Below are 13,354 nucleotides of genomic sequence, written 5' to 3'. Positions count from 1 at the left end.
TTTTTATTTTAGGCTGGAAATGGTCTTATCCGAATAATTGCTAAAACGGCTGTGCTTGGGCTCGCCTATTTTCTGTCTGCCGTAAATGCTGTTATGTCCTGAAAACAGGTAAGACACCACGCAGGCAATAGCCACATAAATACCGCAGTCTGCGCCAAACAGCTCAATTCCCATGAGCATACAGGCCAACGGCGTATTAATAGCCCCGGCAAACACGGCAACAAAACCCATACCCGCCAATAGCCCTACCGGCAGTGGAATGACTAAAGACAGGGCACTGCCCAGTGCTGCACCGATAAAGAACAAGGGTGTAACCTCGCCTCCCTTAAAGCCTGCCGCAAGTGTGACAATCGTAAAAGCCATTTTAAGAGCAAATTCATACGGAGGTAACTGCACTTCGAAAGACTGCACAATGACAGGAATGCCTAATCCAATATATTTAGTAGTACCAATAGCCAGCACAGCCAATGCGACAATAATACCGCCCGCAAAAGGACGCATCGGCGGGAAGGTTATGTGTTTTTTAAATTGATTTGCTGTCCAGTGAATGATTTTGCTGAAACAGGCCGCACAGAGACCGAATAAGACACCAGCTATAATGCTGTATAGAACGGGCAAAAAGTCGAGTTCAGGCACAATGCTGATATGATAATGAGTATGCTTCGCCTGCCATAGATGGGTAGTCCAATCTGCAAAAATGGCTGAAGCAAAAGCTGGGAATATTGCATTATAACGGATACGACCAATAAGAAAAACTTCCAGCCCAAAGACTGCTCCGGCTAACGGTGTTCCGAAAACAGATCCGAAACCTGCGGCAATAGCAGAGATGATAAGTATCGTACGCTCTGAAGAAGAAAGCCTAAAAGGTTTGCTGAACTGGTCTGCAATGGCACCTGCCATCTGCAGTGCTGTCCCTTCACGTCCTGCTGAACCGCCGAAAAAATGTGTGACCATCGTTCCGAGGTAAACAAACGGAGCCATACGGAACGGGATTACTTTCTGAGGCTCGTGTATGGTGTCTATCAAAAGGTTATTTCCTGCTTCGGCATCCCTGCCGTAATAATAGTACAAAAGACCGATAAGCAGACCACCAATAGGAAGCAGCGCAATGAGCCATTGGTGGCTTTCCCTGAAATTGGTAGTCCAATCCAGTGAAATCAGAAAACCTGCCGATGCTGAACCGACGGCAAGCCCTATGACCAAACTAATACAAAGCCATTTGAATACATACGGGAGTGCCGGATAATTTCTGAAAAATACTGTGAATTGAAGTGAGGCTGTTTTAGAAAAGGAACGCTGATTTTTTGACATAAAATACCTGATTAAAATGGATTACATTTAATTTAATCAGGCGTCATCAGCTTTTTTAAAAGCGGTTGGGTAAGGAAGAACACCATTTCCTTTTGTTGATGCAAATGTATAAAATATATTCAGATTTGCACTACTTACTATTGGAAAAAGTTATGGCCTGCATTAGCAGTAACGTATTTAAATTTGAAATAACACATATCCTAATAAGGAACCGCCCAAAACTACAACAGCACTATTTAATTTTTTGTATCCAAAAGTTATTGCAATGCTTAAAACTGCAATTAACATCGTCCTCCAATCGGTAATGGTTTCTTTACCCATTTCATAGCACACAGCCATAATTATGGCTACCGATGCAACATTTACAGCATCTAAAAAGGATGATAATCCTTTAGAATTTCGTAGCTTTTTCATTAAGGGATTAAGCAGTGCTACAAAAACAAATGAGGGAAGAAAAATAGCAACAGTTGAAATAAAAGCACCTGAAAGCCCATTGATTTGAAAGCCAATAAACGTTACCGACGAAAAAACAGGACCAGGTGTGAACTGACCTACCGCAATGGCATCCATCAATTGCTGTCTTGTGAGCAGACCTGTTGCTACCAATTCTGTATCTAAAAAGGCAAATAGCACATATCCGCTCCCATAAAGTATGGAGCCAATTTTAAGAAATGTCCAAAACAGTTTGGCATTTGTCGCTGTCCAAAAAGTTGTCTGTGTAATTTGAAGTAAGTTAAACGGAACAATACTTTGCAAAGTATCATTTTGCCTGTTCTGAACTGTGTGCCATCCAAATGCTAACAAACCTGCACCAAACATTAAATAAATTTCATTAACTCCAAACACCGCCGCTAATAAAACAGTAATACCAATAAGACCTAAATTTATGGATTTGACAGATTGTTTTGCCAATGGATAAATTGCAGCCAGAATAATGGCTATTATAGCAGGTTTGATACCATAGATAAAAGGTTGTACTTCGGGTAGCTGTCCGTAAAGGCTATACAAATACGCTAAAATTCCTGTTATTAAAACGGCAGGCAGAATAAAGCATAAACCGGCTGTCAATAAGCCTTTCCAACCACCTTTATCATAGCCAATATGAATAGCCATTTCCGTGCTGTTAGGTCCCGGAATAAGGTTGGTAGCACCTAGTAAATCCAAAAAGTGCTGTTCACTCATCCATTTTCGTTTAACCACCACTTCATCCCGCATCATGGCAATATGTGCTGCTGGACCTCCAAACCCTATAATCCCCAACTTACTGAAAACTTTTGCTATTTCTTTTAAGGTTACATTCTCTTCCATTTAAACTATCTTAATTCGACTTCATCTATTTGATTTAATGTGTCCGGATTAAATACTTTCATTGTTATTTTTTTTCCCTCCACATAAAACAGGCACAGTGCATTTTCCACGCTAAATGACTGGGTATGCTTACTCCATGGCAATACTTCCTGACCATAATAAGGAGCTCCTGCTGCACCATTATTGATTTGATAGATTGGGCGCGATACGTTAAGTTTTTTATGCGGATAATTCTCGGGGTAAATTGGCATATCAGCGGTAAGTTTTAACCAGTTATAGTTATGTTCATCTCCTGTAAGCATCCCCACCACTTTCTTACTTTCATTAATCAAAATATCTAAATATTCATCTCTGCGTTCTATAATTCCTTTATCAACGGGCTTTCCTCCAATGTAGGGTCTTTTTTCGTTGTTACCGCTGTACCACATCACATCTTTACTGTGTCCTCCATTAGGAAATGCAGGAGTATGTTGTGTAAGAAAAATATGGTCAATATTCTTGTCTCTTTCCAACTTTGAGATCGTTTCACGAAGCCATTGAAGTTGGTTATCCATTAAATACCCATGCAACCCTCCGCTGGAAGCCGTTTGATTAGCAATGGAAGGTGCATACCAGTAATTGCTATTAAGGACAATCATCGCCACGTTTCCGTAGGTATAATAAAACACATTTTCCTTATAGGAAGGGAAGTCTATATTTTTAGGGTCAGGGTCATACTTGTTATCATCCTCGCTATCTGGACCATTTTCTGGATTTACAAATTCCTCTGCAAAAAGTGCTTCTGCTGATTGGGTCTCATAAGGAAAAGCATCAATAAATGCCTGTTGCTTGCCGTTTTCATCTTTAAAAATAAGACCTAATGCTTCATGATTACCCATACCTATATAAAAGGGCATGTAGTGCCAAAATGGTTCAATGGATTTTTTCCAGTTAGAATATTCCAGTCTCTGCTGTTCTTTGCTGCTCAAATAGCCGTTAATCATATCACCGGTGAATTGCATAAAGCTCACGTCCTTCATGTGAGCAAGTGCAGCCATTTTTTTCATTATATAGGCGTTGGCTCCAAGGATTTTCCGTTCACCTCCACCTGTAGCATGGCGGCTGTCGCTTGCATAACCAAATACGAACGCTTCTCTGCTGCCTTTAGATGGTGCAGTTTTAAGATGATACGATTGCGATTGTATCCCATATTTTACCTTATAGTTGTGCTTTGTATTTGGGGTAAGTCCTGCTATATTCCAGCGATGCAGCGTTGTTTCGTGCTCATCTTTATAAACTTTGCCATTGATTTCAATTTCGGCCTTTACGGGATGTGTGGTTTTGCACCAGATTACAGCAGAGTTATCAGTAAGCATATTTACAAAAGGTCCTTCATAAATTGCCGGTATGACTTCAAATGGTCCTTCACCTTTTAAAGCAATTATGCCATCAAACAAAAGCATACCTTGCTCATCAGCAATTCGGTAGCCAAGGTTCAGGTACCCATTTTTCTTCCAGTCTACAAAATCATACGGATACTTGAAATCCTCTTTTATATTGAGCTCTATTTTACCGTCTTCAATTTTGACGGTTTTTCGATATACGGGAAGGGGATGCGGAACTTTTCCGTAAGGGATTAAGCCATAGGTTACCGTTCCTTTTAAAGTCCCAAAATCCATCTGAACTCCATTTTCAGTACCTTTCGGTTTACCAAGAAGTTGTTCGGTCGTTAGCGGATTTTTAAATTCTTCTGCAAAGTATTTTTCATCCTTATCTTTAAAATATAACCTTCCATTAGTATCATAGCCCAGGTTACTGTATGCCGCAGGAATTTTAGGAAGTTGCGCCATTGCTGTTGTAGCAAACACCAACGCAATAGCAGAAAATAGTATCTTATTCATATAAATTGTCTAAAATGATATGTTATATTTAAGTGATTGAAATTGTCCTATTTATTTAGGAGTATTTGTCAAACTATCTATAGACCAACGACCTCCACCTTTTATCAATAGAAAGATACTCCCCAAAAGCATCGCCCAGTCTGTACGGCTTCCATGCATCATTTCCCAAAATCCTTTTTCTGCTAAAACCTCTGATTTAGTTGTTGCAATAGCAACGAACATAATAATGATAAGAGGAATGCTCGCCAATCTTGTCAGAAGTCCAATAAGAATTAAAAATCCACAAACAATTTCAAAGCTGCCAACGAAACTGCCCAAAAACTCAGGATTAGGCAGACCTATTTTTGCAAAACGTCCTGCACCTAAGGTGTCTGCAAATAAAAACTTCTGTATTCCTTCCGAAAGAAATACGGCACCTACCATCAGTCGAATAAGTATGGTAGTTTTTGATTGGTCTGTCTTAGTTATTTTTTGAAACATAATGATTAAATAGTTTTATGAATTTTGGATTGAATGTTTTATATAGATGGGCTACCACCCCCGCAAAAAGCATACTTAAAATAGCTGGAACTAAAATGTCAGTTGGATAGTGTACGCCTAAATAAACCCTGCTCAAACTGACAAAAATTGCCCATGGGATGAGAATAATTGGGAGCCATTTCAGATTTTGTTTAGTTAATATGGTTAAATAAAATGCCAAAGCAAAGACATTGGCAGCATGAGAAGAAATAAAACCGAACTTGCCGCCACGATAATTGTTTACTATATGTAGCTCACCTTCCAATGCTGCATTATGACTTGGACGCAGCCTTTCAAATAGAGGTTTAAATATGCCGGAAGCCAGCTGATCACTCATTGTGATGAGCAAGGCGATTAGTAAGATCATCAGGATAGCATCCTTTTTATACTTCCAGACAAGCAAAATTATTAGTGCAACATAAAAAGGAAGCCAAGTGTATTTGCCGCTGGCAAACCACATTACTTCGTCCCAAAATTCATTATGGCTTCCATTTACCCATAATAGAATATTTGTATCTATCTGTTTGATATCTTCAAGCATTATTTTCTGATGGGTGATTGTCTTTCTACAGGAGTTTTTACAGTAAAAAAAGGTACTTTTTCCATTGCATGACAGCTAACGCAACTATTGGTAAGCATTTGGAAGTTCTTATTAAAAACAACTGTATCTCTTTTTTTTAGAGCCTCATTCATTTGAGGGAGTGTAACGGTTAAAAAATGTTGTGCGGAAGATTTCCGTTTTGGTCTTCTTTCCAATCCATTTTCTAACGCCTTTTGGATTTTTTCCAATTGATAATCAGCATACTCCCAGTTTTCGTCTTGTCCTGCCCAATATAATTCCTGATAACGATATCCGGTTTCAACCATTGCCATGTCAAATCCACGAAATTGATTTTCTATCGTTTCAAGTTTCTCCTGCTCGTTTCCTTTTATCCACTGTCCTTGAACAGCTTCGTGTTTTTGATTACAAGCTGAAAAAAAAGAAAGTATAAATAAAAAAGTCAAATATTTCATAACCTGTATTTTACGCTATACAAATTTCGTACAATACAAATTATCACATACGGTATATTTGAAAATAAAACGGTATGATTTAGGTATTCCGGAAGGTTTGTGGCGTAAGACCTGTGTACCGTTTGAAATACTTTACAAAATGGGAAGTGTCATTAAAATTCAGACTGTACGCTATTTCAGAAACACTACCTTCTGTATAAATCAATTGCCTTTTTGCCTCACTGATGATATGCTCAGCAATTACTTCTGCTGCTGATTGGCTTAGTGTTTTACGACAAATAGCATTTAGATTTTGTGGTGTCGTATGGAGTTTTTCTGCATAGTGAGCAACATTGTTTCGAAGGTCGTTTGTTTGGTTGAGCAATTCCCTGAAAACTGTAATTACATCATCGGTTTTACTCGTTTTATTAGTCAAAGGTTTTGCTGAAATCAATATTTTAGCAAATAGTGCTTTTAGTAATCCTTCGGTGACGGTAAAGTCTTTTTCTGTAGTGAGCAGCTGAAATATAGTATCTATACTTTCTGTTTCTTTCAGATAGATGCAACTTAATTCGCTGAGTTTGGATAAAAGACTTTTCAGCTCACTGTCCATCGATTGGTCGAGAAATCCCTTCTTTAAAAGCAGAACAAAGCCGTCAGGTGTATCTGTCATATCCCAATGATGTACCTGTTCTTTACGAACAAAAAATACGGTGGGTGGCTTAATTGAAAATGAAGTATGGTCGATGGTGTGGAAACCGCTTCCTTCTCTTAAATAAATAATTTCAAAATAGCTGTTGTGTTTGTGCGGTTCGGTCTTGCGAATTTCTTTCCGGAACGGTGCAGCTTTTAATAATGCTGCCGCTTCAATTTTGGTTTTTATGAAAATAGAATTTTTCAATTTGCTGGAGCTTCTATATTGTCTTTATAAAATTAATTATAATACCTCTTCTTTAACCACAAACTTGCCCTAACCAAAAGTATCAGAACAGGAACCTCAACCAGTGGGCCGATAACGCCAACAAATGCCTGTGGCGAATGAATACCGAAAACCGCTATAGATACGGCGATTGCCAATTCAAAATTATTACCTGTAGCAGTAAAAGCGATTGATGCGTTCTTGTCGTAAGGCAGTTTCAATAATTTATTGATAAAGAAGCTCACGAAAAACATCAATACAAAATAGATGATTAAGGGTAAGGCTACTTTTATCACATCCATTGGTAACGCTACTATTTTGTCGCCTTTCAAGCTAAACATCAATACGATAGTAAAGAGTAAAGCATACAAAGTAATAGGCGATATTTTGGGTATGAATGTTCTGTTATACCATTCAATTCCTTGGGTTTTGACTAAAAAATAACGACTTAAAAAACCTGCCAAAAACGGAATTCCTAAGTATATCAATACGCTTTCTGTTACGTCTTTCATAGATACATTTACGTTGAAATTAGCTAAACCTAATTTACTCGGTAATACATTGATGAAAAGCCAAACCAAAACACTGTAACTCAATATCTGAAAGATACTATTTAAAGCAACCAACATAGCGGTATATTCTCTGTTGGCTTTTGCCAAATCACTCCATACAATAACCATGGCGATACACCTTGCTAAGCCTATCAGTATTAAGCCTGTCATATAATCTGGTTCGTTGCGTAAAAACAAAACAGCTAATCCGAACATTAATACTGTACCGATTAGCCAATTCAACAATAAGGATATGCCGATTACTTTTTTGTCCTTAAAGGCTTTTGGTAGTAAGGAATAATCCACTTTTGCCAATGGTGGATACATCATCAGTATTAATCCTATTGCTAAAGGAATATTAGTAGTACCTACTGACAAACTGTTTGTAACATTGGAAATTGTAGGAAGGAAATAACCCAATCCTACACCTAATGCCATGGCAAGAAATATCCATAAGGTCAGGTATCTGTCTAAGAATTTTAGTTTTGGTTGCATAGGTTATCGACTGATTTTTGAAAAGACATAAAACATTTCGCTTGCTATGTGTAAACTCCTTTCTGCATATACCATTGATTGCTCCGGTGTATTATCTGAAATTTTAGGATCTTCAAAAGTGATGGGTATTCTTTTTTCCGCTCCTGCTATAAAAGGGCAACCACCGTCTGCCTGAGAACAGGTCATAATAGCTGCGAACGCTGAAACTGGATTAAAAGGGCTATCGTATTTTTTGGAAAAACCGATTATTGGTAAAGCATTTTCACTGTACTTTATAGCATATACAGGATTATGAGTGTCTGCAATTTTGAAGATATTAAAACCCTGATTAGTCAATGTTTCTGCCACTTTCGGAAATAGTGCTGTTTCTTCCGTTCCGCCGGAAAAGCAATGTACATTGGCAATATCGAAGTACGCACTTGCGACCTGTGCCCAAACCTGGGACAAATGGCTTCTGCGGGAATTATGGGTGCAAATGAAGTTGATATTTATTTGCTGCTTATGAGCTGTTTTTTGCTGTACAAAATCGATCAGCGGCTGTAATATAGTTTTACGTTCTTCGCTAATGTTTCGCTTTTGTACTTGTTCGATTGTTTTTGATAATGCTGAATACATAATGGGGGATTTAATTTTTACGGAAACTACAGAACACGAAATTCTGATTGGTATCAAATGGTGTCTTGTGGTCAACGGTTATACAATTGATTTTCTCAAAGGCGTTTTCAAATAATTCCGACAAGCTACTATCCGAATATTGCTTGATGTCTATGCCACTACATTTTGTGGGACCTTGTTCAGAAAAGGTTCCCATCACTAAAATGCCATCCGGGGCAATTGCTTTGGTCGTAGTATGTATATAATTTTCTATTTCGTGGTTCTCCATTAGGAAATGAAACGCTGCCCTGTCGTGCCAAAAATCGTATTGCTGCGTGGGTACAAAATCTGAAATATCTGAAATAATCCAGTGTACCTTGTTGGCTTTACTGCCTAATCTTTCCTTTGCCCGTTGGATAGCGGCATTGGAAATATCCAATACGGTAATATCGACATAACCTAAATCAAGTAGGTAGTCAACCAAAAAGCTGTCTCCACCGCCAATATCAATAATTTTTGCACTCTTCGGTAAGTTGAATTGATGAACAAAATTTAATGAAGTTTCTGGATTGGGCTGATACCAACTCACTGTTTCTAAAGGTTTACTCTCGTAAATATTTTCCCAATGGGATTTTCGATTGAAATGTTCCATATTTATTTTATGATTAACAACATCCACCACCTGGCGTGCAAGTATTGGTTTGATTTACGTTCAATCCTATTAAATTTTTCTTTTGTTTTTCAGATGGAATACCGCAAGCATCTTCTGCCAAACAAGCTGTAGTTTTGTTTTTCAGCACAAATGTTTTTCCGATGAACTCTAAATCATATTTTCCAATGGTATTGCTTTGGTATTCCACTTCAATTTCGGCATCTTCCATACCTAACTTCTCTTCCGAAAGTTTTATGATGTTTAAAAGTTTGGTGGGTTTTAAGCGATGTTCAAAATCGTTAGCATCCCATAATTGAAAATTGATAACTTTTTCGGTGCGAACTACGCCACCGCAGTCAATAAAATTTTTAGTTATTTGCCCCACTTCGGTAACGTGGAAATGTTCGGGTACAAAAGTTCCATTTTCTAATTGGAATTCAACATTATCCAATGTTGGAAGGATTTCTTTGATTTCTGATAGTTTCATAGTTTTTATTTAATTGTCATATTGCTTTATTGCGATAAATATATTCAAAAAAATACTCAACAGCATTTATCAAATCCTACATTATCTACAAAGAAAATATTGAGTTCCTTTTTAAGCTGCTGCCAAACGTTCTCATCAATACAATAACAAACGCTTGTCCCTTCTATTCTTCCCTTAATTATGCCAATGTTTTTTAATTCTTTCAAATGCTGCGAAATTGTAGCCTGTGCCAGTCCCAATTCCTCTATTAAATCATTACAAATACAAGCATTCTGCTTAATTATGTATTGTAGAATAGCTATGCGGGCAGGATGTGCCAACGCTTTTAAAGAAGTGGCTAAGCTGTTTTGCTCCTCTGTAAATATTTCAGTTTTTGTTAGGCCCATTTTATCTCAATTATATCGCAATATTACGATATTAAATTAAAGTAATCAAATAATGCCTATTTTTTTATTGTAGAAAATTTTAAAACTTAAATTAAAATATTTGGTTTATAACACAGAATCTTTTCTTTGGCCGCCCCGGAAAGAAAAGAAGCCCGCCAATACAGCAAAAGGGATTGGGCATCCCTTAAAAAAAACGCAGCGGGTTTGGTAAAATAGCGGGAACTGCATTTTGGCAAAGGCGCTCCACCGCTTTAAACGCAAAAAGACGCTCCGCCCGAAAGGAAGGAGTGTCTTTTTGCCGCCCGATTTCGGGCTTATCCAACCGCAATGGGCTGAGAGCGGAAATCTTTCAGATTAAGAAAAAATCCCCTGTTTGCAGTCATGCCCTCTCGAAAGAGATTCCATAAAAGCGAGCATCCCATCTGCGCCAAAGCCGAATTTATAAACAGATCCTGTTTTTCGAGCGCCTCGGCAAGCGAACAGCTTGGCGCATCATCCTGCTGTTCGGACTGATTTAAGAGTTCGCCAAATTCCTCTGTCACAAACGGCAGGCATCCCACGGCTTCAAACTTTTCTGACTTTGGCTGTTGTATCTCCCCCACCGTGGAGAGTATGACCTGCCCCGTATACTGGCTGTTGCCAAAATCCATCCAGTACCTCGGGGCGTCCCTGTGATGCGCGCGGTTGCTGTCCTTTAAAATATCGGCAATTTCAAAACGGGACTTTGCGCTGTCGGTACAAGTGATATAAATACTGGCTTTCGCATTTTCGGGCAGTTTCCCATAGCTGTCCTTTTCAAATTTAACCGTTTCCGCTTTCCAGTTTGTGCCCGTAAAGCGGTTGGCTCGGTTGATAAGCGCCACGGATTTGTAAAGCCCGACCTCGCTGTGCGCAAAGCGCTGTCTGCCGAGGTTGGCATTTGTGATAATATCATCATCCCATAGTCGCACCAAGAGCCCCGCATGCCCAAGAGCCGTGAGGCTGTGGTTCATTTCCATAAGTGCGGTAAGCACTTTTGACCCCGTACCGCCCGCCCCTATCAGGTTCACGGTAATGGGATTGGTCGGGCTAATCAGGTACGGGTCTATAAAATGGATTTTGGTTTTATCTGTTCTCATGGCAATAAGTTTTTAAGTGTTATGTGGCTTCTTTTCAAAATCACTATGGGAAAAGTTCTGCCCGATGCGACAAGGTCTTTCCAAAGGCTCACGCAATTGCCTTTTACAGGGCTGTTCTCACCCATAAGGTGGCTGAAATAGCTTTTGAAGAAATAATGCTCCCACGCCTTTGTAAAATGCTCAACGCAGGAAGATTCTTTTATATCAATGCTTACTGACCCCATGCACACCCTACCGTCATCGTAGATGTTTAAAAACGGCGCATGATAAAGCGGTGTTTTTTCCGTTGGTCTGCGATTGCCCGTAAGTGCAAAAACACGCAGGCTTCTTTTGTCCGCCTGCCAGACCATGGCGGGTACAAAAGCCTCACCGCAGGGAATGCCCAAGCCTTCTATGAAATACAGCGGTCTTTTTTGTGATTTGGTATGCCATATCACGAAACTTTTTTCCCTGCTTGGATTGATATGCAGAATGTTTGTCGGCAGAATTCCGCTAGATTGCAGAAAGGTGGTCTGCTTCTGCTTTTCAGTGCTGAGCGCCTTGGCAAGCCCCTCAGCTTCACGCTCCGTAAGCGGATGGGCATTAATAGGCATGCCGTTTTTATCCATATCAAAATGCTCGACATACACCTCTTTATCTAAAGTATTGCTTTCATAAAAAACAAGGGCTGATTTCGGGCGGTAGAGCGTTCCAAAGTTTCGGGTTATATCAGTTAAAGTATTCATTTTCGTTGTTTTTATAGTTATACAGCAAAGGGCACATATCATCCAAAAGGGCAAAAAGTCGGCTTTCAAAATCAAGGCTGTCCTCTGTCAGCTCATTTCCGTCAAAACATTTTATAATTGTCGGCTCGTCCATTGCGACATACTCGTTGAATTCATTGTTGATGCTCTCCTCAATGCTTTCATACAGCCATCCTCGGGTATGCGAGATAAAGGATATATACTTTTCCATGCTTATGCCCTCCTCTTCCGTTTCTGCGTCTTCATCTCCGCCATTAATGGGTGCATTTCGAAAAATGCTCTCGTTGGGATATTCGCTGAACAAGGCAAAAGCGCTTTGGGCGATATCCAAACACTCTTTGTCAAAGGCATTACGGCATTTGAAAGCATTCAGCCGTTTTTCAAAAAAAGTCAGGTTCATCACGCTGAAAATCTTCTGCTGTATGCAGTCTCCAATAAATTCCGCCTTGTCAAACTCACCGATGTACCTTTCGTTTTCCTCCCTGTCCTCTTCCTGCTCCGTCCATTCCCTATGCATTTCATAGAGCCAGTACAGGTAGCTTCCCTGTTCCCTGTAATATGGAATCCCTGCCACATGGTATAGATAAGCGCAGACCGATAAAAGCAGTTGCGCATTCTTCTTTCGTTTTGGGGCTTTGAGCATCTGATATATCGGCTGTATCGGGATATAATAAAGCGTTGTGCCTGTATGGTATTTTTCCTCACATGTCAGATATGTTTTCTCTTTGTCCTGCAAAACCCGCAGTTCGGAAAAATTCCCTACGCTTTTTTTGAGCTTTTCCTGCAAATCCCATAAAGCGACTGCCGTATTGTATGGGAAGCCTAAATGTCGTGTCGGCATCGGCTTAATGCCGTAATGCTCTGCAAGACTGTTAAGGGATATATAAAAATCTTTCTGCATTTTTGCAGATTCCTTGCCAGCCTGTACCGCTTTATTTTGTTGCAGTACAGGCAGGAAAGAAACCTTTAGAAAACCATTGGGAGCATCCCCGCAGGAACTGACCTTGATTTGTCCTTCTGCACCTCGCCAGCGTCTTTGGGTCTCTGCATCCAATGCATGAACCCTGCGAGCTGTGCGTGAAGCTGTTTTTGCCTTTTTCCCTCGGGCAGTTTCACTGTTCCCGATATTATGTATTTTTGCATAATTCATGGCTTTAGATATTTGGTTAGCCCTTTGTTCCCATTACCGTTTCAAATCGGTACTCTACCGCATCGTCCCTGATGGCAGGTGCGGATATTTTGGCTGTGGTCAGTATGGGGTAAGTCGACGCATAGAAATTCAGCACCGCCTCGGTGCTCCATCGCGGTTCGGGGTCGGAAAGTCTGATTTCCTGCCCCTTGTCTTTGAGTATAAATACCCTCTGCAATTGTGTCGATAGTATCATGACTGCTGTATTT

Annotated in this window: 16 protein-coding genes and 1 riboswitch; all 16 genes read right to left on the bottom strand. The window is 39.7% G+C overall.

The genetic code is table 11. The annotated features are described in order from the left end of the window. Positions 1-3: 3 nt before the first annotated feature. The 16 genes from P0R33_RS22685 to P0R33_RS22610 all read right to left on the bottom strand — a co-directional run bounded on the left by P0R33_RS22685 (position 4) and on the right by P0R33_RS22610 (position 13,341). Positions 4-1,311 (bottom strand): voltage-gated chloride channel family protein, encoded by a 1,308-nt coding sequence (locus P0R33_RS22685; RefSeq protein WP_276173369.1) that lies wholly within the window; start codon positions 1,309-1,311, stop codon positions 4-6. Positions 1,312-1,341: 30 nt separating this feature from the next. Beyond that, a riboswitch (Fluoride riboswitch) is annotated at positions 1,342-1,410 on the bottom strand. A 78-nt stretch (positions 1,411-1,488) separates the two neighbouring features. Next, entirely contained in the window at positions 1,489-2,619 is a 1,131-nt protein-coding gene (gene chrA / locus P0R33_RS22680; protein WP_276173368.1) for a chromate efflux transporter, read from the bottom strand. 5 nt (positions 2,620-2,624) lie between these two features. Further along, a complete protein-coding gene (locus P0R33_RS22675) occupies positions 2,625-4,499 on the bottom strand; it encodes a metallophosphoesterase (protein WP_276173367.1) in 1,875 nt (624 codons plus the stop codon). A gap of 51 nt (positions 4,500-4,550) precedes the next feature. Further along, a complete protein-coding gene (locus P0R33_RS22670; RefSeq protein WP_276173366.1) occupies positions 4,551-4,979 on the bottom strand; it encodes a DoxX family protein in 429 nt (142 codons plus the stop codon). Further along, complete coding sequence (locus P0R33_RS22665; RefSeq protein WP_276173365.1) at positions 4,960-5,559, bottom strand: phosphatase PAP2 family protein; 600 nt, start codon at positions 5,557-5,559, stop codon at positions 4,960-4,962. The genes P0R33_RS22670 and P0R33_RS22665 overlap by 20 nt, the downstream gene beginning before the upstream one ends. Then, positions 5,559-6,032 carry a hypothetical protein gene (locus P0R33_RS22660; RefSeq protein WP_276173364.1) on the bottom strand — a complete coding sequence of 158 codons (474 nt, stop codon included), beginning with the start codon at positions 6,030-6,032 and terminating at the stop codon, positions 5,559-5,561. The genes P0R33_RS22665 and P0R33_RS22660 overlap by 1 nt, the downstream gene beginning before the upstream one ends. A 79-nt stretch (positions 6,033-6,111) precedes the next feature. Continuing rightward, positions 6,112-6,912: a helix-turn-helix domain-containing protein gene (locus P0R33_RS22655; RefSeq protein ID WP_276173363.1), complete on the bottom strand. Its 801-nt coding sequence runs from the start codon at positions 6,910-6,912 to the stop codon at positions 6,112-6,114. A gap of 32 nt (positions 6,913-6,944) precedes the next feature. Further along, on the bottom strand, positions 6,945-7,976 hold the full coding sequence (gene arsB / locus P0R33_RS22650; protein ID WP_276173362.1) for an ACR3 family arsenite efflux transporter: 1,032 nt from the start codon (positions 7,974-7,976) through the stop codon (positions 6,945-6,947). A gap of 3 nt (positions 7,977-7,979) precedes the next feature. Beyond that, the gene (locus tag P0R33_RS22645; protein ID WP_276173361.1) at positions 7,980-8,591 is read right to left on the bottom strand and encodes a protein-tyrosine-phosphatase; all 612 of its coding nucleotides are present in this window, start codon (positions 8,589-8,591) and stop codon (positions 7,980-7,982) included. 10 nt (positions 8,592-8,601) lie between these two features. Continuing rightward, positions 8,602-9,222 carry a class I SAM-dependent methyltransferase gene (locus P0R33_RS22640; RefSeq protein WP_276173360.1) on the bottom strand — a complete coding sequence of 207 codons (621 nt, stop codon included), beginning with the start codon at positions 9,220-9,222 and terminating at the stop codon, positions 8,602-8,604. A 13-nt stretch (positions 9,223-9,235) separates the two neighbouring features. Further along, positions 9,236-9,709: a DUF6428 family protein gene (locus P0R33_RS22635; RefSeq protein WP_276173359.1), complete on the bottom strand. Its 474-nt coding sequence runs from the start codon at positions 9,707-9,709 to the stop codon at positions 9,236-9,238. 56 nt (positions 9,710-9,765) lie between these two features. Beyond that, entirely contained in the window at positions 9,766-10,095 is a 330-nt protein-coding gene (locus P0R33_RS22630) for a metalloregulator ArsR/SmtB family transcription factor (protein WP_276173358.1), read from the bottom strand. A gap of 314 nt (positions 10,096-10,409) precedes the next feature. Continuing rightward, the gene (locus P0R33_RS22625; protein ID WP_276173357.1) at positions 10,410-11,213 is read right to left on the bottom strand and encodes a PRTRC system ThiF family protein; all 804 of its coding nucleotides are present in this window, start codon (positions 11,211-11,213) and stop codon (positions 10,410-10,412) included. Continuing rightward, positions 11,210-11,938 carry a PRTRC system protein B gene (locus tag P0R33_RS22620; protein WP_276173356.1) on the bottom strand — a complete coding sequence of 243 codons (729 nt, stop codon included), beginning with the start codon at positions 11,936-11,938 and terminating at the stop codon, positions 11,210-11,212. Before P0R33_RS22620 ends, P0R33_RS22625 begins: the two co-directional genes overlap by 4 nt. Continuing rightward, a complete protein-coding gene (locus P0R33_RS22615; RefSeq protein ID WP_276173355.1) occupies positions 11,922-13,106 on the bottom strand; it encodes a hypothetical protein in 1,185 nt (394 codons plus the stop codon). Before P0R33_RS22615 ends, P0R33_RS22620 begins: the two co-directional genes overlap by 17 nt. 16 nt (positions 13,107-13,122) lie before the next feature. Further along, on the bottom strand, positions 13,123-13,341 hold the full coding sequence (locus P0R33_RS22610; protein ID WP_276173354.1) for a PRTRC system protein C: 219 nt from the start codon (positions 13,339-13,341) through the stop codon (positions 13,123-13,125). Between the last annotated feature and the right edge of the window lie 13 nt (positions 13,342-13,354).

Source organism: Flavobacterium sp. YJ01 (genome assembly GCF_029320955.1).
Lineage (GTDB): Bacteria > Bacteroidota > Bacteroidia > Flavobacteriales > Flavobacteriaceae > Flavobacterium.
This window is presented reverse-complemented; position numbering and strand designations above follow the sequence as displayed.